Source organism: Paenibacillus profundus, assembly GCF_021369635.1.
Taxonomy (GTDB): Bacteria; Bacillota; Bacilli; order Paenibacillales; family Paenibacillaceae; genus Paenibacillus_B; species Paenibacillus_B profundus.
Genome location: NZ_JAJNBZ010000002.1, coordinates 221,248 through 246,118, shown reverse-complemented (window position 1 = coordinate 246,118; position 24,871 = coordinate 221,248). Strand labels below are relative to the sequence as shown.

Genomic DNA, 24,871 nt, shown 5'->3' with positions numbered 1-24,871 from the left:
ATACAGCTGTCCTATTTGTTTCATGCATACATGCAGGGGTATAATGGGATTGGAACAATAACCATGAACATATGGAGGGATTTTCCATGCCCCGTTTATTTGAACCATTAACTTTACGCGGTATGACGATACCGAATCGAATTGTGATGTCACCAATGTGTATGTACGCTTGCACCGAAGAGGACGGCAAGGTGAACGATTGGCATCTCGTTCACTATACGTCCCGGGCAGTCGGTCAAGTCGGACTGATTATGGTAGAAGCGACAGCCGTCACACCGGAGGGACGCATCAGTGCGCAGGATTTGGGCATATGGAGCGACGAGCATGTCGAGGGACTGCGTCGATTGACCGACATGGTTCATGCCCATGGCAGCAGAATCGGCATTCAGCTCGCCCACGCAGGACGCAAGGCGACCGTGCCGGGCTTAATTGCGCCTTCTGCCATTCCGTTCAGCGAGGATTATGCACTGCCGGAAGAAATGACGCAGGAGGATATACGGCGGACGATTAAAGCATTTGCGGATGCGGCGCGGCGCGCCGAGGAAGCCGGATTCGACATCATCGAGATTCATGGCGCGCACGGATATTTGATTAATCAGTTCCTGTCCCCGCTCACGAATCAACGGATGGACGGTTATGGCGGCAATGCAGAAGGCCGATACCGCTTCTTGAGCGAAATTATTGATACGATACGCGTAACATGGAACAAGCCGCTCTTCGTGCGAATTTCCGCGAATGAGTATGCAGACGGCGGCAACGCCCTTGAGGCATACATCGACTATGCTCGACGCATGAAGGATCAGGGCGTCGACTTAATCGATTGCAGTTCTGGCGCAGTCGTTCCGCATCCAATCGACGTGTTCCCAGGGTACCAGATTCCGTATGCGCATGCCATTCGCCAATCGGCGGGTATTGCCACAGGTGCCGTCGGGCTCATTACTGAGCCTGCACAGGCCGAAGAGATCGTGCATAACGATCGGGCGGATCTCGTGTTCCTCGGACGCGAGCTGCTTCGCAATCCGTATTGGCCGCGACACGCCGCTCAGGTTCTGCGGGCCAAGCTTGCAGCTCCGAAATCGTATCAACGCAGTTGGTAAGCAGCCGTTGCTATTAAAGTGATGAACAGCATGCATTGCGCGTTAAATTATGGAATCAAAGACGAAGGGCGGCCTATGGCCGCCCTCTTTTGTATGCGATATCGTACTAATAGACGTACCTTCTAATGGTTCGTCAGAACATACGGCCCTTCAACCTAGATTGCTTGACTGCCACAGCAAGCTGATGTCACTACATGTTTTTGACGGTCTTGACGATGTCCGCTCCAATTCCCAGCTTATAGCCCTGAGATTGATAGCGAATTCGATATTGTTGATCCACAATGAGAACGAGCGGATACTCTTGGCCGTTCCATTCCGTTATGGAGGGTTGAATGGCTTGCAAGCACGCTCCCTCCGCATCCTCATCGTAAGACGTGCGTATAGGCAAGCCTTCCATGTTGAATTCACCACGGTTCCGCTGCTCTTCAACCATCAGAGCAATCCGACCGCCCCACTCATCCAGCTCCGACTTCAGCTCGCGCAGCTCGCGAGCAATGTGCTTCGAAGGCTCCCGTTCCGGATCAAGCCACGCCAGCACGAGGCCTTGCTGCGGAATCTCGAGTGCTGCAGCTTCCGTGATTACTCTCCATTGTTCTTCGGTCACCGTTCCGAGCACCGGAACGTGCACCTCTTCCTTGCGGAACACGATCGGCACCAAGGCTACATCTTCGACCGGTACCGTGAAGCAGGACAGGCGGACCAACACAGTTCCGTCCGACAGGCGCGTACCCGTCGTCAGCCGGTACTCCCCGCTCATGACCTCAATTGGCTTATCGTATACGTCCTTCTCCCCGAACGGGAATGTGAGCGTTCGATAAACACCATTTTCGAGCCGCGCAATCGTAAAGTTCTGATAATATGCTGCCTCTTGTTCGCCCTCGTTGTCACTGCGGCTGAATTGAATACAGCCACCCGCCGCTTCTACCGGGGCAGCACCCGCTTCCTGACGTTCAGTATGGAAGCTCGCATCATGCCATTCACCTGCTTGCCAATATTGCGGAAGGGCGTTGAGCGGCTCTAGACGAGCTGGAATTCCCAAGCTTCTCGCCATTGCGACGAAGCAGATATCGCGACTCAATCGATCGGCGCATTTCAATGCAAAGGTGCCCTCCGGTGCCGCCATGCCCGTATATCTGTCCAGATCGTTAACGATCTTGATCTCTTGTGCCAGCCGCTCCGCCAAGGCCTGTGGCTTCTCCGTGTACAACACTTTATCCGCATCGGAAATCTCCTGTTGGAAAAACGTACGGTAAGGCGCAATCATCTCGAAATGAACCCGCGGACAAAGCACATAAGGCACAAACAGTGATTCCTCCATTGCGCGATCACGATATGGGAGCGCCCCTTCCAAATGATCGACCAAGGACGGAACCATCGTGTCTTGCAGGTCCTTCTCGCGCAGCGACTCCAACAGCTTGAGCGCCCATTCACCATGACGAGGCGTCTGCTCCTGTAGGAACGAAGCGATTTCAGGACAGTTTCCCCTTGCTGTCTGCAAAATCTTCCACACCCGTTCAGCCGGCAGCCCCAATTCTTGAGCAAGCGCTTCGGCCTGTTCAGCATTCCAGAACGTATCTACGAACGCTGCGCGTGTCGCAGTACCGTGCTGCACCCGGTTGTCGTTGCTGTGACGTTCTTCGTCCGTCATCATGTCATCGCTCTTATCCGGGATTTCAGGCGGCGGCACCATGTCCCAATCCAGTGCTCCCGCATGATCCAGATTCGATTCAATTGCAACCTCGAACACATCCGCCTCACCGACCGAGATTTTTCGATAACTGTATCCTTGATCGTTCCGAACATGAATAAGCAAATCTCCATATCCCGTCGTGAACTTGACTACCCCATTTTCATCCGTTGGCAATGTCGAGACAGAGTAGAACTCAGCAAAATTATACATTTGAAAATGCACTTCGGCTGGTGTCGGCTTCCCTTTTTCATTAACGACCTTAATCGTTATCGTTTTATGAGGAGCGTAATTGCCGAGAAGATTGATTTCCGTATACCAAGGATGATTCGAGCACGTTTCTTCTGGCCCGTTATAATCGGCGGACACGCGCGTATTGACGAGCATAGCCCGGCGCGAAGGGGCCTTGAACCAGCCTTCATTCAAACGTCCTTCCGGTTCACAGGCGCCGAGGAAATACCATTCTCCATCCGCCCATGCCTCGACCCACGCGTGGTTCGAATCGCAATGGGCCCAACGCGGCGTATAGCATTGGCGTGCCGGAATTCCCATACTGCGCAGCGCGGCGACGGCAAGTGTCGATTGTTCTCCGCAGCGGCCCAGTGCCGTTCGCATCAAAGTCAGCGGCGAGACGGTGCGTTGGTCCGTTCCGACATAAGTCGCCTTTTCATGACACCAGTAGTTCGTTTCCAGAATAGCATCCTTCATAGACTTGTCTTTGACGCGGCCATACAGCTCGTGGAAGATGACTTCCCGGTTGCCGTCGATATTCTCGTTATTCACACGGTAAGGCAGTACAAAATTCATGAACATGTAATCTGGAATCCGGCTTCCCCAAGGTACTAGTTCACGTGTCTGCAGGGTGCGGCGCACATGCGCCAGGAAGAATTCACCGTCATAATCCGCCAGGTCGTGAAGCGGCATATACGCATATAGAAACTTCAACAGGACGCACTCTTCATCTGTCAGTGCTTGCTCGAAGACACCGAACAACTCCCGTTCCCGGTGCTTAGCCAAGTTCCGTTTATATTGAAACTTTTCTTCGATATGTTGAAGCAATTGTTCATCTATCGTGCTTGTCATCATTTAATTCACCAGCCTCATACGTAAAATGTCAATCATGACAATATCCGTTCAACCATAGGCAGCAACACGTCAGCTCTATGCAAGCTTCGTTATTCGTGCCACACTTTCCCGTCTTCCTGAATCCGAATCCAACGCTGACCGTCATGTGAACGCGCGGAAATTTGGAACATACCGCCCGTCGTCTCTATAATCGGATCGATGCTCCACGCATCGTCATGCTTCAGAACCGCAAAATCATTGCAGTAGCATCCATGTTCCTCAAAATGCTGCCGCTCCCGGTAGTAAAGCTTGCGCAGCTCCCATTTAATAAGCTCGTCCTTTGGCATTTCGAACTCCAGTGGCTCATCAGCAAACTGAACGAATCCCCACAGCTCAGGATAATGCATATTAATAATTCCTTGCGGGCTCCACACCCAGTTATCTTCCGGGTACGGGGCATTCGTCTCCGGATTGAGCGTCTTCACATACTTCCCGTCCTTGACCTCAGCTCTCCACTCGACACGTGAGAAATTGATGCGCCAATACTCCCCGTGACGCGGCTTCCGTCCCTCTGGCGCACATTCTTTCAGCACGCTCCAAGGCATGGCAACCTCGACGCTCCAACCTCGGTTGTCCACATCGGGATTGTTGACCTCCCCATCGATGTGCACCGCGGTCTTGATGCCTCTGATATCCCAAGAGTTAATAGGCGGTCCTCCGTCCCGATAAGGCTTCGGCAGCAGCAGATCCCATATCGTATTGAAGGCATTCATCTCGAACTCATAATAGTTATGGGTATCTCCATCAGGATCGATGAAGATCTCAAAATCGTTATCGTAAAAAATGACAGAATCCCGCTCCGTCAACGTCGCCCAGATCTGATCCTCTTCCATATCAGCGCCGAAATACAAATACTCGTTATCCCAGAGCATTTTCACGCGGGTCCGCTTGTTCGGCAACGGTTTCAAATCTCCTTCGATGTCGACAAAGTCATCGGTCCAAGGGGCTTGCTCCCAGAACGGCTTGTTCAGCCGTCCATCCAATTCCAATGGCTCCGTGGCTCGCCGGCATACATAATGCTTCGGCATGAACGCCGTTATGGGCTCGGGTACACCGCTTCTATCCATCGCTAAATCCTCCTCAAGGCTGAATAAATGTGATGTGTTGGAGAAAAAAATATTGCTAATTCACCTTAATACTAGATGGATATGAAAGCATATTCAATAGAATGAGGCACATTTCCAGAAAAAAAGTTATCGATAGCTCAAATTGTAAAAAGCATACACTCTTCACATTATGATGAACCGTACTCATCAGCAGGTTATTCCTTATTTCGATCGACAGCTAGTAAATTTCCAGATTATCATTCCTGCCCGGAGCCTCTCGAATCCAAGAATCCAAGGGCTGCTCTCATCCCCTATACTGTGCTTTCCAGAGACATACTATCACTATAGCAGCCCTTATTACTACTCTCCCAATGACTCAGAACGTCGAGTACTTTCAAATTAAGCGCCCCTGTCGATAGAGCATCCGGTAAAAAAGATAACAATAAAGTGATAATTCCTTGAAATGGGAACTTTTGTTTGTTATAATGAATAAAAGAACGTATGTTCTCATTTTATTTAAGGGGGATGTCTTTATGGATGCGTGGCTATCTGTCGACACACTGGAGGAACTGCAGCGTTATTTTTCTACGGAATCTTCGTGTGTGCCCTTCCTGTTTCAGTTGAAGTGGCCGCAAGGCTTTGCATGCCCGCGCTGTCGGCATCCCCATGCCTATGTCATCCGTACACGGCGGCTTCCTCTATATGAGTGCCGCGCTTGCAGCCATCAAACCTCACTGACTGCTGGCACGGTTTTGGAGGGCAGCCGGACTTCCCTACGCAAATGGATTTCTGCGTTTTGGCTCGTTTCACATACCAATGCCGATAATGGGATAAACGCCGTTAAGCTGAGCTCTCTCATCGAGGTGACGTACAAGACCGCTTGGTCTATGCTGCACAAGATCAGAGCAGCCATGAGCCATGGCGAAGCCGATCGGGTGCTTGAAGGCGAAGTTCATGGCTTCGTCGCTTTTTATGGCCATTCATATCGCTCGAGGACAGACCTAACAGACATTCATCCCCGGGAATATCCCCTCATCATTGCCGAATCCCTCACTCCAGACGGACAGGCTATGGGCGTGAAGATGAAGCTTGTAGATCGGGATCACGTTTCTCACAAAATGCTGCTGCGTCCTGCATGTGACCACTTTATTGATCTTCATGTCTCGCAGAGTGCTTCCACGATATCTCTCATTAGGCAGCCGTTTCGGGTTCATCGCGGCGGACGCCTCTATAATACATTCAACCGAGCACGACGCTGGATGAATAGGACGTTTCACGGGATAGGGATTACGTATCTGCAGAAGTACTTGGATGAATTTTGTTTTCGCCAAAATGCGGCTGCCTGCCTTACATCCGTATGGGAGCAGTTATTGCACTTGTGCATGTCTTTTTCCTCTGCCCACAAGCCTGGTCTCTCCTTCTATCACACTAACCACCGTGTTGCTGCATAAATGATATCTGGACGAATTTGGCTATAGAATGTAACCCAAATGCAATTATACCGACTTCGATCGCAGCACAGTGTCTGCCCTATGTGCGCGGTTAATTGATCGTCTAATCATACGATATTTCATGAGCTTATACATTCATAGCGTATCGAGTGCTTCTGTCATGCAGTGCATGTCACATTTATTTGTGTGCATAGAAGATGCTCATTCAGTATGCAATTCCATTCTTCACATCGTAATCTAATCGGATTCACATTCATAAAAGCGGGATTCGATCAATCACTCCTGTAACGCACCTGAGCTAATGGGAGAATGGTACTAAGCACTTATTGCTAAGGTTATCTCTACGATAATGAAGCAATCATAATATAAAAAAGCCCCGGTGTTGTCCGGGACTCTGCGCAACAAACTACACAGGCTATAGAGCTTAATGAGCTACATAGATTGCATGGGATGAACCGACCCGGCCTTAATTAGGGTCACATAGATTCGTTCATGCTCTACCGGTTCATCCGTAATTAATTTCAACAGCTGCTCGGAGGCGAGCGCCCCCCATTTGCGCTTGGAATAATCAATCGTAGCGAGACGCGGCTGCACGAATTGTGACAGCTCCATATTATCGAATCCGATGACGTGAATATGCTCGCCAATCCGATAAGACGAATCCTTCACCACATTGTATAATCCGATGGCCATTTCGTCATTAAGGCAGAACACGGCCACAGGCTCCGTATATTCTTTTATAATCTGTTGTGCTGCTTCTTCTCCGCCAGTTTTGTCGAAATTGCCTTGGATTTCAATATATTCGATGGACTGATCCCTTTCATCCGATTCGAGAGGCTGGTTCCGTTCGATCGTTTGCTTTGCAGCCTGCAGACGTTGATTGGAATCGAACGATCCCTGAGGTCCCGTCACGACGTAAATTTTCCGATAGCCTTCCTCAATGAGGTATTCCATGGCCAACGTGGCTCCCGCTTTGTTATCAAGCAGCACCTGGTTCACATTCGGGTGGTCCAACTCCCGGTCCAGTACGACCAACTTATGCCCACGATCAGCATATTGCAGCAGTTCCTCACTGGAGAATGACGCGTCCAGCACAATCGCGCCATCAATTGTCCGTTCCGGCAGCAGTCGATGAGACTGGGAGCCACTGCATACAATCAGGTCATAGCCTTTCTTATTCAGCACTTCCTTCATTCCTTGCAGCAATTGACCGTAAAACGCCCCGTCAAAGTCCGTCAAAAAGGCGCCGATGATTTTCGTTTCCCTCTTCTTCAGCGTTCTTGCCGCGGCATTCGGAACATAATTTAACTCTTTGGCTACAGCTAGTATTTTGCTGCTCGTTTCTTCCGTCACTTTGGGGCTCCCGTTCAAAGCATAAGATACTGTCGAGATTGAAACCCCGGCTTTCTTGGCGATATCTTTAATACTGACCACAGCACTCGCTCCTATCGTTCACTCCATCATTTCCCTTACTATAACAAATCATGCGGCGACCCCGAAAGATCGCCGCGCATTCGATTACATATCTATAACAATGACATTATGTTGATCGGTGAGATATTTGTCTAACTCTTGCCGATCGATACGCACGCCTCCCTGACGGTAACGGTTCGCTGTCGTTGTTGTCTTGGCTTCCTGTCCATTGATGATGATACGGCTGACAGACCGACCGCTAAGGCGATATTCAAATTGAATGGAGCGTCCCATCATCGTAAAATCGAACCGGACACCGTCCAAATTCAATGGAAGTACCGGATCGATGACGAGATCTCCGCCTTCTTGACGTATTCCGAGGCAATTTGAAATGAGCTGATTCATGTAAATCCCCGGGCCACTGGAGTAAATTCTCCATCCGCCTTTGACCGGAACAGTTCCTTGCCGCAGCTCGTCGAACCGGCGGTGGGCATCATAGCGGGAGTTGAACTTACCGTCTGAGCTGCTGAAGTAAGCATTGCTTTGTCTCAGTTCGGCATTCGGCACGACATCCCGGAGCCCGATCGGATTAATCATCTGCAGTCCATTCCACGCCTCGTCCACCTTGCCAAGCTTGGCCATCGCCTCGACATAACGAATGTGGGCGTGAACATATTGCAAGCCGACTTCTCGGCCGAAGTTGGCCGCCTGCTCTGCACGCTTAAAATGGATGCTGACGCCGCCTTCATATTGGGCAGGCCGATTCATTAAGCGGACGCCGTCCGGACAGAACAATTCTCTCTTAATCAATTGATAATGGGCTTCTGCCTGTTCTTCGGTCAGCAACTCGCTAATCATGCTGCGCGTCATGGGAAGCAGCCGGTATTGAATGCCAGTTTTCTTATCCGATGGATGCAGCATCAGTTCCGCCTTGCCCGGTTCTTCCATATAGACGAACCCAGGAATGACGCCGGTCGGCAGCATGTAGCGGTTGAAATCCTCCCTTATACCTGATGCCAATTCCTGAAGTTCGGTCGCTGCAGCTTCGTCGTAATCCGTCAGGACTGCGGATAAATTATGAAACACTTGATAGGTCAGCGCCACAGTCCAGCTGCTTGCCATATATCGTTTGAGCTGCGCATTGGCAGGCTGCAGCGTATCGTCCCAGTCTCCATCCCCATACGATGACAAATACGTATCATGCAGAAAATGACGTTTCATATATTCGATTTCTTTTTTGGCGTGTTCAAGCAAGGTTGCAGTGGTGTCCGTAAATTCGAAGCCGTCTCGCTTCGTATACGGAACCGCTTCTTCCAGAATGCCGTAGTCCCGGGTTGCGTGCAAATAATCGCTCAACACTTTCAGCGGCCATACGATAATGTCGCCATGGCTTTCTTCTTGTTGAATCCGATAATATTGATCGAACATGAACCATTGCGGCCAATTTCCGTCGTCCTCATATTGATGAGCGTATACCATCTTAAGAATATCACGCACTTGATCATATTTTTGCGTCGCCATGAAGTATTCTGTCGGTCCCTGACAGACATCGCGCGTCCCCCATGCAGCGCCTCCGTATTGTTCGAGACCGTGTGGTACGGAGTAATGAACCAGCATATTGTGGGTATACCACCAAGCAAGTGTATTTACCTTGTCAAGCTCAGACTGCTTCGCCCCTTCACGATGGGACAAGCGGAAGCTGTTCATTATGGTCTCATAATAAGCGCGGTAACGTGGAATCTCGGATGCTGCGTCCAAGTCCCGGATCGGCAACTCTTCCCCCTGAAGCAATCCTTGCACCGTGAGCTTCCATTCACTGCTCTCACTCAATTGGAGCACCACAAGCGATGCCGCCCCCGGGTGGACATAATCGGCCAACGCAGCTTCGTCCTTCACCGTCACATCCGCTCCAATTACATTCATACGATAGCAGAGATGAGGCAGCGTAGAGGCGCTGTCTGATACAGTGTCCGCATGGAACGACAAGAAGGTTCCATCTTGTCGCATGTGATACGGCGCCTCATATTCATTGTTGTTCATCGTGATTTGGTTAGTAACGATGAATCGGTACGACCGGCCGCTGTCAGAACGGACATGAAGTTGCAATTCCGGCGTATCCAAAGCCGTAAAGTTCGTAATGATGATCGTATCATCGGCTGTCTTGTAGAACCAACGGGCGTAATTAAAGCCCATCTCGAACATGGACGGCATCGTCAACAGGCGGTATGTGCCGTTCATGTCGACATAGATGCGCTGTCCCGATGTTTTTATCACATTGAGCGCATTGCGGGCATTGGACAGCATTTTGTTGAACGAGGTGTTCCCTAGTACCAGTTGGGAGTTAAATATCCCGTACATATAGGAAGTAGATGTGAGAACTTGTTCGTTCAAGCGAGCATTGTGGCCCGTCATGACGATATGACCGTGCGGGCGTTCAACCCGCAGCTCTTTTTCCTTCAGCACGACATGCTCATGCGTTTCCGTGAAGAAAGAGAGCAATTCCTCTCCATCCCATTCTTCTTGATGGCGGTTCGGAAAATATCGCCCGATGTCTTTATTCGTCATCGATTCAGTATGCAATGGCGCTCCAATATGCGCGGCAAGGCTGGCCTTGTCGATATGCCGCCCCATCGCTGCCGGTTGCGCATCCGCTTGCTTCCATGCATGCAGCACTTCCGCTTCGAACTCCAACGATGTAACCGCAGCCTGATGATCCGGCTTGAACAAGCCATAAAATACGAACCGCGCCGAACCATTCAGGCGAATTCGCTCTGACTGCAGTGCAGTGTACGCGAATTCGTATTGGTACACTTCATTGCTCAGTACATCTCGAGTCAATGCTTCCGGTTCATTCGTGTCCTTATACGACAAGCCGAAAAATTGATATCCATCCGTGGAGTATGCGACCGCCTTGGTCAAAGCACCCTGCTGCAAATAAGGAAATGTCCCCTGCTGCGGTTGATTCTGCCGCGAGCAGACGACATAGCCCTTCTGTTCGTCTTCGAACACGGCATGGTCGATATATTGGGATAGATATGCTTCATTGCTGCGGACAGCCCCCTTATCCGCCAGACCGAGATCTTGTCCGTAAATCAAATCTACTTCCACGTCATACCCGTTGAGGCTAACATCCCAAAACCATATGTCATTCGGAGTCAATGTAAAGGTCACTTTATACCGAAGCCCCTCCACTTTGCCTTCCCACATCACTTTAGAATCTGAGTACCGTAACTGGCTGTCTGATCGCAGGCCCAGCAAAGGCACGACTTGAATTCCGCCGTCCCGGTGCAGACGCAAGTATAAGTTGTTCATTGAGCCGTCAATCGGGTTGGACACCACTTGGTTAATCATCGTAGTGCCATGGGTAATATCCCGGATATCACCGCTGTCCAGAAACGTGAATCTCAAATCACCCGTTTGAATCGGGACAAGATGATTCGTCGTCGTTGTCATGATTTCCACTCGCTTTCTTTACTTCATCAATGTAAATCGAAGCTCCTGTACATCCCGGCTGTTCGGACCAACATAGACGGCAAACTCACCGGCATCGCTTATATATTGCAAATCCGCATGGTGATAGCGGAGCTGGCGTTCCGTTAAGGAAAATGAAATCTCATGGCTCTCGCCCGGCATTAGTTTTATTCTGCGATAGGTCTTCAGTTCTTTCACAGGCCGAACGACTTCTCCCGCCATATCGCGCACGTAGAGCTGCACAATCTCTTCTCCCGGTTGATTCCCTGTATTGGTCACACGTACTTTTATATGAAGAGGCTGCTCTACGGTCATCTGTTCCGAGGAAAGGCTAATCTCGCCATATGAGAAGGACGTGTAGCTCAGACCGAACCCGAACGGCAGCAGCGGTTCATTCGGTATGTCCAAATATTGCGATACATAACGCACTTGGGCGTCAGGCGCTCCCTGCGGACGACCAGTGTTGAAATAATTGTAATAAACCGGCACCTGGCCGACAGCATAAGGAAATGACATCGTCAGCTTCCCAGACGGGTTGGCCAAGCCATATAGCAGTTCCGCAACGGCTGTCCCGCCTTCGCTTCCCGGGTACCAGGCTTCCAGAACTGCACCCACCTGATCATGGATACCGTGCAGGTCAAGCGGTCGTCCGTTAAAGAGCACGGCAACCATCGGCTTGTTCAGCGGCTTCAAGGCGGCAATCAGTTGCCGTTGTATTTCCGGCAAGCGAATATCGGCCCGACATCCGGCCTCACCGCTCATGTCAGAGTGTTCGCCTAACGCGAGCACAATGACATCGGCGTTCTGCGCAGCTTCGAGCGCAGCCTTCCATTGCTCCTCCGAAGCGCTTTCAATGCCGCAGCCTTCCGCGACGGCAACCTGTAACGGCTCAACGATTCTCGTGAAGCCTTCATATAACTGTACAGCTTCCTCCTGGGAACCAAGCCAGGACCACGGGCCAAGAATATCGCCGTTTTGGGCAAACGGACCGACAAGCGCAATTTTCTGCTCTTTCGCTAGCGGCAGAACGCCTTCGTTCTTCAATAGGACGCAAGACTTGACCGCAGCTTCTCGTGCCGCTTGGCGATGTTCCCCGCAGAACAAAATCTCTCGCTCCGATTCGACATTGGCCCCCCGTAACGGATTGTCGAACAGTCCCAGCTTCTGCTTCAGCTTCAAGATGCGAAGCACCGCTTCGTCAATTAAAGCTTCGTCCACCAAGCCGCTCTCGACAAGCTGCTGCAAATGATTCACATAGCAAGAGGTCATCATTTCGATGTCAACTCCTGCGTGGATAGCCTTGCTCGCAGCCTCCGCTTCATCTGCCGCCACACCGTGGGGAATCATTTCCTTCACTGCGCCCCAATCTGAAATAAGAACGCCGTCAAACCCCCATTCATTCCGCAATAAATCTCGCATCAATCGTTTATTTCCGGTCGCCGGAACACCATCCACCGTATTGAAGGACGTCATGACCATCTCGCAGCCTTCCTCCAGCGCCGCTTTGTACGCCGGCAAATAATACTCTCGCAGCTGCCGTTCCGACATGTCGACTGTATTATAATCACGTCCGCCTTCCGCAGCTCCATACGCCGCAAAGTGTTTCACGCAGGCTGCAACCCGATCGGAATCCCCGCTCAAATCACGGCCCTGAAACCCGCGCACGAATGCCCGGGCGAATTCCCCGTTCAAATAAGGGTCCTCTCCGGTTGATTCCATCACTCTTCCCCAACGCGGATCGCGAACGAGATCCACCATCGGCGCAAACGTGACATGCACGCCGGATACCGCGGCTTCTTTGGCTGCGATTGCCGCGCATTTCTCCGCGAGCTCTGCATCCCATGAACACCCCAGTGCCAATGGGATCGGAAATATGGTCTTATATCCATGAATAATGTCCGCCATGATGAGCAATGGAATTCCGAGGCGATTATTCCGCATGTGCGCTTGCTGGACGGAAATGACCTCTTCTGCCCCTGTCAGACCTAAGATGGAGCCTGTATTTCGCACCATGTTCTCCGTAATGCCCATGGATGCCATGGGACCGGTGATTCGGCCTTCGCTCTTTGCTCCTTCAAAAAACGGAGTTGCCAGCTGCAGCAGTTGAGCGATTTTCTCTTCCAGAGACATCTGCTTCATCAGTGAAATCAATTGCTGTTCTGTCAATTGAATAACCTCCATGTCATGGCTTGCTTCCATGCGACATTGATTTCAGATATGAATCAATAACAGTTCTATCATGCTTACAATCTTATTCGAAACGTTTCTATTACTATAAATCGAATTATAATGTTCTTTCATTTTAGAGTCAACAGCAGTTAATCGGGTGCTTTATTCATATTCGAAACGTTTTTATTATAGAAAAAAATCCGCTTGAATACGATTACATGATGGTATATAATGTGTATCGAAACGTTTATAAAACAATAATAACACCTAGATTTTCTCTTTTTTGTTTTATTCGAAACGTTTCACATAGGATTGCTATTTCAATCCTGCTGTTATGTTTAAGCATGATAAGGGGTAAAGATTTTGAAGATACGGAGGTGTGGTGTTTTCTGTCGGTTGGATTTACACGCACTGCGCATGAAAAGGGTTGAGAAAGACCCACCATATTCAGAAGGAAGCCTTGGGAGGAGTAGTTAAGATGCGGAAAACATTAGCAACCGTATTGGCCACCACTTTAATCGTTATGGGAATTCTGACAGGCTGTTCATCATCTTCATCATCTAATGAAGCAACAAGCAGCGGCAAGAACGGACAAGAAGAAAAGGTTGAGATCAGTGTATGGGCCATGGGCAATCAAATGAAAGAGTTCGCTCAACAATTCGAGAAAGAGAACCCGAATATTAAGGTCAACGTGCAGACCATCCCTTGGGGCGCCGCTCATGACAAGCTCCTGACAGCCGTCGCTTCGAAGAAAGGTCCCGATGTTGTCCAGATGGGAACGACTTGGATTCCGGAATTCGCGACTGCCAAAGCCTTAATGGACTTAACTCCTTATCTTGATAAATACCCTGAATTCGGTCCTGACAACTTCTATCCCGGCTCAGTGGAGACGGCGACATTCGAGGGAGCGTACGTAGGCGTTCCTTGGTATATCGATACCCGCTTCCTATACTACCGAACGGATCTGTTGAAAGAAGTCGGTTACGACCACGCCCCCGCTACATGGGAAGAACTGCAGGATGCCGCACTTAAGCTGAAGCAGCGCGGGGATAACAAATACGGAATCCTTCTAGACCCGAAGGAATCATCACTCGGCTTTATGTTTGCGCGTCAAAACGGTTCCAAGCTGATTGACGATACCGGTAAACCATTGTTCAACGAGCCTCAATTCGTCGAAACCGTTGATTACTTAAATAGCTTCTTCAAAAATGGATCCGCGCCGTTAGATCTTGGCATCGACATGATTCAAACCTTTAAGGGAGAAGGCGTTACCCCTATGTTCATCAGCGGTCCTTGGATGGTGAAGATGGTCCAAGATCAAGCTCCTGAATTAGAAGGCAAATGGGCTACAGCGGTGCTGCCTAAGAAAGAGAACAATATCTCCACATTGGGCGGCTCGAACTTGTCAGTGTTCCAGTATACGAAACAGCCCGAAGCTGCCATGAAGTTCGTCGCATGGATGAGCCAGCCGGAAACCCAGCTCAAATGGATGGAGGTTGCATCGGAAATGCCTGCCGCGAAGAAAGCGTGGGAGACCGAGAAGCTGCAAAGCGACCCCAACTACAAAGTCATTGGCGAGCAATTGAAATCGGCTAGACCGCTGCCGCTCATTAAGCAGTGGGAAGAGATTGCTCAGAATTACATGGGCAGCTTTGAAAAGGTTATCCGAGCCGGCGACGATGTGAAGCAAGAGATGGATGCCTTCAATCAGAAGGCCGATCAAATTTTAAACAAATAATAGGGTCTAGCGCGCTAACCGGCCTGAAGCCAGTTAGCCGATATCCGTCCACTTGCGATGGGCGCAAGAGTAAAGGAAGTGATGAATCGGTATGAAAAGTTTCTTTAACAACAAGGCACCTTACTTCTTTATAACTCCAACGTTGATTCTGCTTGCCCTGTTCTCCCTTCTGCCCATCGCGGTAGCGTTGGTGATCAGCTTCACCAACATGGACTTGGCAGGTCTGGCAGACTATTCGAACATTAAGTTCGTCGGATTCGAGAACTATGTAAGCGTCATTTCAGATCCTGTCTTTATGCAGTCGATTTATAACACCTTATTTTATGTCATTATCGGCGTACCGCTTGTCATCGTATTCTCACTCGGTATCGCTCTATTGATTAATATTGGCACACACCGTATATTCAAGGCGTTCCGGGTCGTATATTACTTGCCATCCATCACCAACGTTGTCGCGGTTGCGGTGGTCTGGAGTTATCTGTACAATCCGAGCTTCGGTCTGTTCAATTACGTGCTTGAACTGCTCAATCTCCCTGCCATCCCTTGGCTGACTGAGCCGACTATAGCCAAGATCTCGCTTATTATGCTGGCTCTATGGAGAGCGATCGGCCTGAATATGATCATATTCATCGCTGCGCTGCAAGGCATTCCAAAGAGCTATTATGAAGCTGCACAGCTTGACGGCGCCAATACGTGGCAGCAGATTACGAGCATAACGATTCCGATGCTGCGATTCGCCATCTTCTTCGTATCGATTACGACCATGATCGGCTGGCTGCAGTTTTTTGAAGAACCGTTCGTGATGACACAGGGCGGGCCGCTTGACGGCACCACCTCGGTGGCTCTGTTCATTTACCGCAACGGCTTCCAATTGAGCAACTTTGGATATGCAGCGGCAGGATCCTTTGTCCTGTTTATCGCGATCATCGCGATCACGCTGTTCCAGTTCTCTCTGCAGCGCAAAGAATCGGATCTAACGTAAGCAGGAGGTGTACCGATGAATTCAACTACCGCATCGTCCGCTAAGGTGGGCAGCAATGTGACGCACAAGTGGTTCCAATGGATTGCAGGTACGCTGTTGACCATTGGCGGCATTATCTTTATGGTGCCGTTTATATGGATGGCTCTATCTTCATTCAAGCTGGAGAAAGAGGTTCTGCAAATTCCGCCGACACTATGGCCGAACGAGTTTACATTAGACAACTTCAAGTACTTGTTTAACAACATGAACTTCGGCGTATATTTGAAGAACACGCTTATTATCGTGTTGTGCTCTTTCTGCGGCTTGTTCCTGAACGCGATGGCCGGATACGGCTTTGCCAAATACCGCTTTAAAGGCAGGGACTCGCTGTTCATACTCGTATTGGCCACGATGATGATTCCCGGTCAGGTGACGATGATTCCTGTCTATCTCATTCTGAACTCAATGGATTTAACGAATACGATGCTTGGGATTGTGCTTCCGGGGCTTGCCGGCGCATTCAGCATCTTCTTGTTCCGCCAATTCATGTCGACGATTCCGAGCGAGCTGCTTGAAGCGACCCGTATAGACGGCGCAAGCGAATTGCGCATCTTCCTGCAGATCGTGCTTCCGATCTCGAAGTCGATTATCGCCGTGCAAGCGATTTTGGCGTTTATCGGGGGCTGGAACAGCTTCCTATGGCCGCTCATCATCGCGAATGACGAGAGCCTCTACACGCTGTCTGTCGGCCTCTCCTTGTTGAAAGGGCAATACGGGGGAAACTACGCGCTTCAGATGGCTGGCGCGACCTTTATGGTGGTGCCGGTCATGGCGATTTTTATTTACTTCCAGAAGCATATTATTGATAATTTTACGATATCGGGGATTAAATGATGAGTCTGTAGTTCTAAACGATCAGTAGTCCACAACAGGGAAGCATCCTAATGAAGGTGCTCCCCTGTTCTCATTTTTGGGCATAGGGTCAACCCATCTCCGCATACTCCTAAATCGATGGAAACAAGAACTGCTGAGTCTGAAGCCAACAGCATCGAACGGGCATCCGTATCCCGAAGGAGGGAGAACATTGTTTAAACGCATCAATCGATTGGTTATTGATCTGCCCGCGCCGAAGCATGGCGATCCCAATGCCGCTGCCGCGGTGCAGGAGCTGCTAGGCGGTCGGTTCGGGGAAATGTCCACGCTGAACAACTACATGTTCCAGTCGTTTAATTTTCGGCAGAAAAAAAAGCTGAAGCCGTTCTATGATATCGTCGCCAGCATTACCGCCGAAGAATTCGGTCACGTGGAGCTTGTCACGAACACGATTAATCTGGTGCTCGAGGGAACGACCCGTCCAAGCGCTCCGGATACGACACCGCTTGCTCCGGGAAAAAATGTGCGCAACACTTATCACTTTATCGCCACGGCGCAGACCGCCGTCGTCGGCGACTCCATGGGCAGGCCGTGGGCCGGAGACTATGTCTTTAACAGCGGCAACCTTGTATTAGATTTGCTGCACAACTTCTTCTTGGAATGCGGTGCGCGCACTCACAAAATGCGTGTCTACGAAATGACGGATCACCCGACCGCGCGGGAAATGATAGGCTACCTTCTTGTGCGCGGGGGCGCACATATTCTTGCTTATGCCAAGGCGCTGGAAATCGCGACCGGAGTAGACATGACGAAGCTGATCCCGATTCCGAATCTGGACAACCGCGCATTTGACACAACACGCAAATTCGAGGATATGGGGCTGGGTCGCAAGCTGTATACTTGGAGCGACAACGATTACCGCGATATCGGGCTGATTTGGCGCGGACAGCACCCGATCGACGGCGGACCGCTTGAAGTCATAGAAGGCACACCTGCCGGTGCGCCGATTCCCGATTTCGACGACTTGCCTGAGGAATTCGCGCCGGGCATCTCACAGGAAGACTTTATGGCGATTGTGCGCCGGCTGCAGAAGTCAGCCGGTATGTAGAACACCGTTACCGCTATTCCTCGTGCAATTTCGCGATGTTGTTCACCCTGACGATGTTATTCACCTTGTTGCCGCATAGCCACATAGCCGCTCATCGCGCCCGTGATTACGGGCGTTTTTTGTATATATCTTAATGCCAATGTGAATCTCCCGCTCGCACCGCAGCAATTCCGGCACATGAATGTGGTATGCCGGTGTGACATGTGTGCGTGTTTTCGGCCATCCGGCCTTATTTCTTACAATTTCCCCCTTCCATTTCACCTTTTTTTAATGAGTTCGTTTGATCTTATTTTAAGAGAATGGCCTCCTCTTCACCATGGCGGATCTTTTCATGCGTTGGTGTTTTTTTAAGGTGAAATCAATTAAAAATCTTGTCTATTTCTCGTGAGATTTATCACCTCAAGCCTATTTACATACCCTATATGTTGTAGTATATTTACATATGCACAACAACATATAGAATATTGATAGGTTCTAACGTTCAACACCCCCTCGTGGATTGAACCGGAGCTTAATAGGGAAGACGATGCAATTCCGTCGCGGTCCCGCCACTGTAAAAAGTGCCGAAGGGTGCCTTTTGGGCCCTTGGCTACTGCCCAGGTGTCGGCCCAATCTATACGATACATACGGCATGCTGCCGTTCCTAATCCTATTCCGGTAAAGGGACGGTTTTTTCATGGACGCGGAACAAAAACAATATAGACTGATGGATGTTCGAGGAGGAAGAACACGGATGAATACGACCCCAACTCATACGGTTCAGACCGTTTTGAAACCCAACAATCGCTCGCTAGCCTTCGATCCGGAGCGAATTATGCGCTACGGCGAGCGAATTATGAGCCCTTATCCCCATCTGAACCGCGAACGCTGGCATCGCGGCGTGCTCTCCAAGCTGCGCCACAGCACGGTTCAAGCTGCCGAGATTACGCAAACATGCATCATGACGGCTCTGGAAATGGTCACGAAGGAAGAAGCCGAATGGAAGTTCGTTGCGGCGCGTTCATTGATGACGAAGCTGTATAAAGAAGCCGCTTTGCACCGCAATTACAAGGCCTATCCAGACAAGCCTTACGGAGATTTCTACAAGCTCGTCAAGCAATTGGCGGACATCGGCATTTACCGTCAGGAACTGCTCGAAGCATACACGGCAGAACAAATACGCGATCTCGGCCAGGCCATCACACCTTCCTGCGACGAGTTGTTCGATTATATCGGCCTCTTAACCTTGGCAGAACGCTACTTGGCGACGGATTTCGAGGGCCGCACGATGGAGCTCCCGCAGGAGCGCTATATGATTATCGCCATGTACCTGATGCATCAGGAGCCAGTGGAACGCCGCATGGAATTGACGAAGGAAGCGTATTGGGCAATGAGCAACCTGTACATGACGGCGGCGACACCGACGATGGCGAACGCGGGCAAGAAGGTTGCCGGGCAATTGTCGAGCTGCTTCATTGATACGGTGGACGACTCGCTCGAGGGCATCTTCGACTCCAATACAGACGTAGCCCGCTTAAGCAAGATGGGCGGCGGCATCGGCGTCTATCTCGGTAAAGTGCGGGCGCGAGGATCTGATATACGCGGTCACAAAAATACGAGCTCAGGCGTCATTCCGTGGATCCGCCAGTTGAACAATACAGCTGTAAGCGTAGACCAGCTCGGCACGCGCAAAGGCGCGATTGCGGTCTACTTGGACGTGTACCATAAGGACATTCTGTCCTTCCTTGATTTGAAGCTGAACAACGGCGACGAACGTATGCGCGCACACGATATTTTCCACGGCATCAGCCTCCCCGACCTGTTCATGGAAGCGGTGGAGCAGCGCGAGGATTGGCATCTGTTCTGCCCGCATGAAGTGAAGAAGACGATGGGCTGGAAGGATAAGAACGGCCGCCCCCTAGGCTTGGAAGACTTCTACGACGAAGCGCCAGGCCAAGGCTCCTTCCGAGAGAAATATGCGGAGGCGGTGGCGAACCCGAATCTGTCCCGCATTACGCTGCCGGCCATCGACATTATGAAGCGAGTCTTGAAATCCCAGCTTGAGACGGGCACGCCGTACATGTTCTACAAGGATTCGGCGAACCGCGCCAACCCGAACAAGGGACACGGCACTATTTTCTGTTCGAATCTCTGTACAGAAATTATGCAGAACATGTCACCGACAGTCATCGAGCAAGAAGAGCTCGTTACGAACGACGGACAGACACGCATCATCATTAGCAAAATTCCAGGCGACTTCGTCGTCTGCAACTTGAACTCGATTCACTTGGCGCGCGCTGTTCGCGCAGACGTGCTCGATCGGCTCGTTCCGATTCAAGTGCGCATGCTCGATAACGTAATTGACATCAACAATATCGAAGTGCTGCAAGCACAGTACACGAACCGCCGCTACCGCGCCATCGGACTAGGCACGTTCGGTCTGCATCACCTGCTAGCGTTGGAAGGCATCGCGTGGGAAAGCGAAGACGCCGTGAAATACAACGATTATTTATATGAACGCATTAGTTATTTGGCAATCCAAGCAAGCATGCAGCTCGCACAAGAAAAAGGCGCTTATCCGCTCTTTGCAGGATCGGAGTGGGAGAACGGCCGTTACTTCACAGACCGTGAATATACGACAGGCACCCGCCCAGGTCCAAAAGTGACGACCGAACAATGGCGTGAGTTGGCCGAGCAGGTCAAAACGAATGGCATGCGCAACGCTTGGCTGATGGCTGTCGCACCGAACGGTTCGACGTCTATTATCGCAGGCTCTACAGCCAGCATCGATCCGGTATACGAGCTCTTGAGCTATGAAGAGAAGACGACCTATAAGATCGCGAATCCGGCACCAGACCTCTCGGAGAAGACAATCTGGTACTATAAGACGGCATTCCGTCTCGATCAACACTGGTCGATCGATATGGCCTCTGCACGCCAGCGCCACATTGACCAAGGACAGAGCTTCAACTTGTATGTGCGCCCAGACATTAAGGCGGTCGACTTCCTCGCACTGCATCTGCACGCTTGGAAATCAGGCCTGAAGTCCACCTATTACGTGCGCAGCCAAGCCTTAACCGTGGAAGAGTGCGAATCCTGCAGCTCGTAAGCTTACGTGTGCGCACCATGGATCGGTACAGCATCCACCCTTAAGAGGTTATCAAATAAGTTCCCTTTTGATCACGAAGCATCCTAAGATCCGATTCGGCATCGAATCTTGCATTCACTCTCGAAGTCCGGTGCTCATGTAGTCTCCATCTACACTGCGCTCCTCCTTCTTCGAGTTCTTGCAACCTTCTCGGTGCTGAAAAGGGACCTTTTTGATCACGATCTTTAACAGAAAAGGAGAGTCATGATGACACTACTCGATCGCGAGCTCAGCCGTCAGCTCATTTTCAATACGGAAGCACCGAACAAATCGACGCGCATTATTATGGGAGAATGCTCCGGCGTGTTGAACTGGGACGACATTCGCATGCCGCATATGTATAAATTGTATAAAGTGCTTTTGCTCAACCACTGGATCGCGGATGAAATTCCGATGTCCAAGGATGCGCAGCAATACCCGCTGCTCGAGCCTGAAGAGCGGAATGCGTTCAAGATTAATATCTCGCTCCTGGCGGTGCTCGATTCCATGCAGACGATGTTCGTCGGAGATGTGAAGAAATACTTCACCGATTCCTCCCTGGAGGCCATCGCAGCCATCATTGCGCAGCAGGAGGTCGTTCATAACCAATCTTATTCTTACGTGCTCTCTTCCTTGGTATCTGACCAGGAACAGAAGGAGATCTTCGAATATTGGAAGCATGACCGCGTGCTGCTTGAGCGCAACCGGTTCATCGCCGACATTTATCAAACATTCCGCGACGACCCGACGCCTCAGACGTTCTTCAAAGCGCTCGTCGCGGACTTGATTCTGGAAGGAATCTTCTTCTACAGCACATTCGCCTTCTTCTATAACCTGGCGCGCGATCAGAAGATGATGGCGACAAGCCAAATGATCTCCTATATTCAGCGGGACGAGAACCAGCACTGCTACTTCTTCGGCGAAGTGTTCAAGCAACTGCTGCGTGACTTCCCAGAGCTGAACACGGAAGCGAATACGAAGTTCGTCTACGAGACGATCGACCGGGCCGTGCAGTTGGAGACGAACTGGGCGCACTACACGCTGCAAAATGTACGCGGCATCGACTTGCGCGAGCTGAGCGATTACATCAAGCACATCGCCAATCGCCGCTTGAACCTCATAGGCATGGACAAAGCGTACGACGGCGTGGACGTGAACTGCATGCCGTGGATTAAACCATTCTCCGACGAGGCGCTGAATGCGACGAAGACCGACTTCTTCGAGGCGAAGTCCCGCAATTACGGCAAGGTCGGCGACGATAACGGATTCGATGAGCTATAATACAAATAGATAGAGCACGAGCAACCAAGCTGTCCCTCACATCAATGTGGCCGGGACAGCTTTTTTATTAGAGATTGTTCAAAAAGTATCCTTTTGAACATGCACATTAACTTTCTGATTGGCCTTTTTATATGCGCCGCTGCATCTCTTTACATAACTTTTATATACATTTAACAAAGCGTGCATTGTTCCCCGCTCCCCCTTGTCTTACGATCAATTTACAGCAACTCAACAGAAACCCAAAAAACGGAGGTCGGTTAGAAAAATGAAAAAAATAGGCGTATCCGCAGTGTTGGCAGCACTCATTACATCCATATTTGCCGGGTCCTTATATGCGGATCCCCTGCAGCCCATCAACCACGTTCAATGGATGCAGGAAAAGAGCTATATTTCCGGCTCGGGCAACGATGTGGCTCTGGAACGCCCGATTACGCTTGCCGAAGCGGTCGTAATGCTGGCGCGTGTCCAAGGAACGGAACAAACGGTGACAGCCGCCGATCCTTCTATCCGCCATTGGGGCGCCAAAGCACTCACCTGGGCCAAGCAGCAAAGCATCGTAAGCGCAGAACAGTGGAAGCAGCTCCACCAGCCTGCCGACGCAGTCATGCTGCAAGCTGTAGCTAAAAAGGCAGGGCTTGAGCTGCAGTTCGATAGCAGTCAGACGGGACCGATTACTCGCGAGCAGTTCTTCAAGACGCTGGGTGATGCCATTACGGTCCATGTTACGATTGGCCATACGAATGATGTACACGGCCACATTCTGGACGATGAAAAAGCTAAAGAAATGGGCTATGCCAAGCTGGCGACACTCATGAAGTCGCTGCGGGAAGAAAATCCGAACACCATGCTAGTCGATGCGGGCGACATGATTCAAGGAACTATCTATGTCAACCTGTCTCAAGGTGAGTCGGTTGCCCCAATCGTCAATGCCATTGGTTATGACTTCATGGTCGCCGGCAATCACGAATTTGACTTCGGTCATCAGCAGTTGACGAAGGCCAGCAAGCTGTTCAAGTTCCCCGTGCTCGGCGCCAACGTGTTCGACGAACAAGGCAAGCCGCTGCTGCAGCCGTATGTCATCAAGCAAATCGAAGGTAAAACATTCGCCTTTCTCGGCCTCATTACCGAAGATACGCCTATCGTCACCCATCCAGACAATGTGAAGGGGCTCACATTTACCAATCCGGTGGAGGTTGCGAAGGAGTGGGTGCCGAAGCTGCAGAAGCAAGCGGATCATGTTATTATCGTCTCCCATTCCGGGTTGACGGAAGACCGTGACATCGCGAAGCAAGTGCAGGGCGTTGACTTGATTATCGGGGGGCATTCCCATACACGCATTGCAGAGCCGGAGCTCGTGAACGGCACCTATATTGTGCAGGACTGGGAGTATAGCAAATCGCTTGGCCGGGTCGACTTGTTCTACCATGACGGCGCGCTTGTCCACTTCTCAGGCGGATTGCTCGAATATGACGAGAAGACTGCACCGGATGCAGGCATCGCCAAGATGGTCGATGATTTGAAGAAAGAAACCGATGGACTTTTGAATGAAAAAATCGCGACGGCAGCGGTTGCGCTTGAAGGGGACCGCACCAAAATCCGTGCGGAAGAAACGAATCTGGGCAATCTGATCACGGATGCAATGCTGGAGCGGACACGCAGCATGCCGGGCTTCGAGGCAGATGTGGCGCTGACGAATTCCGGCGGAATCCGCACATCCATCCTCGCCGGAGATGTAACGAAGCGGAATCTGTATGACGTGCTGCCATTCCCGAACACGCTTGCTGTCGTGGAAGTGAGCGGCAGCGAACTGAAAGCCGCGCTGGAGAACGGCGTGAGCGAACTCGACTCTGGTTCCGGGCGCTTCCCGCAAATTAGCGGCATGTCCTTCTCCTTCGACAAGAAGCAGCCGCAAGGCAGCCGCGTAACCGACGTTAAGGTCGGAGGCCAAGCACTCGTTGCGGATAAATCATACCGCGTAGCGACGAATGATTTCCTCATTGCCGGCGGCGACGGCTATGCCACGTTCAAGGACAAAAAGTCCCTTGATACCGGCGTCACTCTCTATGAACTCGTCGAGCAGTTCATCAAGTCGAAGAAAGAACTGACGGCAAAGGTCGAGCAACGCATTCGTCAATGAACGCCCCTAACCATTAATATAGCTAACTTCCTCAACCCACCCCTCCGGTGCTTACGACAGGACACGCATGGCCTCAATTTCCTCCCGGCCAACGTGTCTTGTTTTCGTTTTAAGGAAATTCGTATCCCAATTACCACAAATAGCAAAGAAATTCGCTATTCGGCTGCACTCCAGTTTTCCTATAATAATATTGGTAGGTAATGATTGG

14 protein-coding genes are annotated in these 24,871 nt (G+C 50.7%); 9 read left to right on the top strand and 5 right to left on the bottom strand.

Features of this window, described 5'->3' with window-relative positions:
• Positions 1 to 86 precede the first annotated feature (86 nt).
• Positions 87 to 1,097, top strand: a complete 1,011-nt coding sequence (namA, locus tag LQV63_RS03910; protein ID WP_233695717.1) for an NADPH dehydrogenase NamA — start codon at positions 87 to 89, stop codon at positions 1,095 to 1,097.
• Between the two features lie 190 nt (positions 1,098 to 1,287).
• Here the strand turns inward: namA and LQV63_RS03905 are convergent, their stop codons facing one another.
• Together LQV63_RS03905 and LQV63_RS03900 are read right to left on the bottom strand one after the other, a co-directional pair.
• Complete coding sequence (locus LQV63_RS03905) at positions 1,288 to 3,870, bottom strand: transglutaminase domain-containing protein (RefSeq protein WP_233695716.1); 2,583 nt, start codon at positions 3,868 to 3,870, stop codon at positions 1,288 to 1,290.
• An 89-nt stretch (positions 3,871 to 3,959) separates the two neighbouring features.
• On the bottom strand, positions 3,960 to 4,976 hold the full coding sequence (locus LQV63_RS03900; protein ID WP_233695715.1) for a carbohydrate-binding family 9-like protein: 1,017 nt from the start codon (positions 4,974 to 4,976) through the stop codon (positions 3,960 to 3,962).
• 512 nt (positions 4,977 to 5,488) lie between these two features.
• Here LQV63_RS03900 and LQV63_RS03895 point away from each other — a divergent pair.
• The gene (locus tag LQV63_RS03895; protein WP_233695714.1) at positions 5,489 to 6,406 is read left to right on the top strand and encodes a transposase; all 918 of its coding nucleotides are present in this window, start codon (positions 5,489 to 5,491) and stop codon (positions 6,404 to 6,406) included.
• Between the two features lie 432 nt (positions 6,407 to 6,838).
• Here the strand turns inward: LQV63_RS03895 and LQV63_RS03890 are convergent, their stop codons facing one another.
• From LQV63_RS03890 to LQV63_RS03880, 3 genes are all read right to left on the bottom strand, one after another.
• Entirely contained in the window at positions 6,839 to 7,840 is a 1,002-nt protein-coding gene (locus LQV63_RS03890; protein ID WP_019419303.1) for a LacI family DNA-binding transcriptional regulator, read from the bottom strand.
• 84 nt (positions 7,841 to 7,924) lie between these two features.
• Positions 7,925 to 11,272 carry a GH36-type glycosyl hydrolase domain-containing protein gene (locus tag LQV63_RS03885; protein ID WP_233695713.1) on the bottom strand — a complete coding sequence of 1,116 codons (3,348 nt, stop codon included), beginning with the start codon at positions 11,270 to 11,272 and terminating at the stop codon, positions 7,925 to 7,927.
• Between the two features lie 18 nt (positions 11,273 to 11,290).
• Entirely contained in the window at positions 11,291 to 13,471 is a 2,181-nt protein-coding gene (locus LQV63_RS03880; protein WP_233695712.1) for a glycoside hydrolase family 3 N-terminal domain-containing protein, read from the bottom strand.
• 466 nt (positions 13,472 to 13,937) lie between these two features.
• Between LQV63_RS03880 and LQV63_RS03875 the strand changes: the two genes are divergently transcribed.
• The 7 genes from LQV63_RS03875 to LQV63_RS03845 all read left to right on the top strand — a co-directional run bounded on the left by LQV63_RS03875 (position 13,938) and on the right by LQV63_RS03845 (position 24,663).
• Positions 13,938 to 15,197: a sugar ABC transporter substrate-binding protein gene (locus LQV63_RS03875; RefSeq protein ID WP_233695711.1), complete on the top strand. Its 1,260-nt coding sequence runs from the start codon at positions 13,938 to 13,940 to the stop codon at positions 15,195 to 15,197.
• Positions 15,198 to 15,288: 91 nt separating this feature from the next.
• Positions 15,289 to 16,179: a carbohydrate ABC transporter permease gene (locus LQV63_RS03870; protein WP_019419307.1), complete on the top strand. Its 891-nt coding sequence runs from the start codon at positions 15,289 to 15,291 to the stop codon at positions 16,177 to 16,179.
• Between the two features lie 15 nt (positions 16,180 to 16,194).
• Positions 16,195 to 17,052 (top strand): carbohydrate ABC transporter permease, encoded by an 858-nt coding sequence (locus LQV63_RS03865; RefSeq protein WP_233695710.1) that lies wholly within the window; start codon positions 16,195 to 16,197, stop codon positions 17,050 to 17,052.
• A 190-nt stretch (positions 17,053 to 17,242) separates the two neighbouring features.
• Positions 17,243 to 18,139 carry a manganese catalase family protein gene (locus tag LQV63_RS03860; RefSeq protein ID WP_233695709.1) on the top strand — a complete coding sequence of 299 codons (897 nt, stop codon included), beginning with the start codon at positions 17,243 to 17,245 and terminating at the stop codon, positions 18,137 to 18,139.
• Positions 18,140 to 18,872: 733 nt separating this feature from the next.
• Positions 18,873 to 21,227 carry a ribonucleoside-diphosphate reductase subunit alpha gene (locus tag LQV63_RS03855; protein WP_233695708.1) on the top strand — a complete coding sequence of 785 codons (2,355 nt, stop codon included), beginning with the start codon at positions 18,873 to 18,875 and terminating at the stop codon, positions 21,225 to 21,227.
• 246 nt (positions 21,228 to 21,473) lie between these two features.
• Positions 21,474 to 22,526: a ribonucleotide-diphosphate reductase subunit beta gene (locus LQV63_RS03850; protein WP_233695913.1), complete on the top strand. Its 1,053-nt coding sequence runs from the start codon at positions 21,474 to 21,476 to the stop codon at positions 22,524 to 22,526.
• Between the two features lie 265 nt (positions 22,527 to 22,791).
• Complete coding sequence (locus tag LQV63_RS03845; protein ID WP_233695707.1) at positions 22,792 to 24,663, top strand: bifunctional metallophosphatase/5'-nucleotidase; 1,872 nt, start codon at positions 22,792 to 22,794, stop codon at positions 24,661 to 24,663.
• Positions 24,664 to 24,871 lie beyond the last annotated feature (208 nt).

Excerpts from the sequence above, each read along its gene's own strand:
- namA (WP_233695717.1), top strand. The coding sequence starts at position 87 with ATGCCCCGTTTATTTGAACCATTAACTTTACGCGGTATGACGATACCG.
- LQV63_RS03905 (WP_233695716.1), bottom strand. The coding sequence starts at position 3,870 with ATGATGACAAGCACGATAGATGAACAATTGCTTCAACATATCGAAGAA.
- LQV63_RS03900 (WP_233695715.1), bottom strand. The coding sequence starts at position 4,976 with ATGGATAGAAGCGGTGTACCCGAGCCCATAACGGCGTTCATGCCGAAG.
- LQV63_RS03895 (WP_233695714.1), top strand. The coding sequence starts at position 5,489 with ATGGATGCGTGGCTATCTGTCGACACACTGGAGGAACTGCAGCGTTAT.
- LQV63_RS03885 (WP_233695713.1), bottom strand. The coding sequence starts at position 11,272 with ATGACAACGACGACGAATCATCTTGTCCCGATTCAAACGGGTGATTTG.
- LQV63_RS03880 (WP_233695712.1), bottom strand. The coding sequence starts at position 13,471 with ATGGAGGTTATTCAATTGACAGAACAGCAATTGATTTCACTGATGAAG.
- LQV63_RS03875 (WP_233695711.1), top strand. The coding sequence starts at position 13,938 with ATGCGGAAAACATTAGCAACCGTATTGGCCACCACTTTAATCGTTATG.
- LQV63_RS03870 (WP_019419307.1), top strand. The coding sequence starts at position 15,289 with ATGAAAAGTTTCTTTAACAACAAGGCACCTTACTTCTTTATAACTCCA.
- LQV63_RS03865 (WP_233695710.1), top strand. The coding sequence starts at position 16,195 with ATGAATTCAACTACCGCATCGTCCGCTAAGGTGGGCAGCAATGTGACG.
- LQV63_RS03855 (WP_233695708.1), top strand. The coding sequence starts at position 18,873 with ATGAATACGACCCCAACTCATACGGTTCAGACCGTTTTGAAACCCAAC.
- LQV63_RS03850 (WP_233695913.1), top strand. The coding sequence starts at position 21,474 with ATGACACTACTCGATCGCGAGCTCAGCCGTCAGCTCATTTTCAATACG.
- LQV63_RS03845 (WP_233695707.1), top strand. The coding sequence starts at position 22,792 with ATGAAAAAAATAGGCGTATCCGCAGTGTTGGCAGCACTCATTACATCC.